The 321-nt window shown below is 55.1% G+C and carries 1 rRNA gene (only partly in view); it reads right to left on the bottom strand.

Features of this window, described 5'->3' with window-relative positions:
- Positions 1 to 321: ribosomal RNA gene (locus MCBG_RS33125) — 23S ribosomal RNA — on the bottom strand (it extends past both window edges: 1,060 nt to the left, 1,904 nt to the right).

Genomic DNA, 321 nt, shown 5'->3' with positions numbered 1-321 from the left:
AGGAATTTCGCTACCTTAGGATGGTTATAGTTACCACCGCCGTTTACTGGCGCTTAAGTTCTCCGCTTCGCCCCGAAGAGCTAACAGGTCCCCTTAACGTTCCAGCACCGGGCAGGCGTCAGTCCATATACATCGAATTACTTCTTCGCATGGACCTGTGTTTTTAGTAAACAGTCGCTTCCCCCTGCTCTCTGCGGCCATACAACGCTCCACCCGCGCGGGGCTTCACGTCTCCGGCCCCCCTTCTCCCTAAGTTACGGGGGCAATTTGCCGAGTTCCTTAACCACAGTTCGCCCGATCGCCTCGGTATTCTCTACCTGA

The sequence above is a fragment of the Micromonospora sp. M42 genome (assembly GCF_000568915.1).
Classification (GTDB): domain Bacteria; phylum Actinomycetota; class Actinomycetes; order Mycobacteriales; family Micromonosporaceae; genus Micromonospora; species Micromonospora chalcea.
Note: the sequence above shows the minus strand (reverse complement) of the source record. Positions and strands in the feature narration are given on the sequence as shown.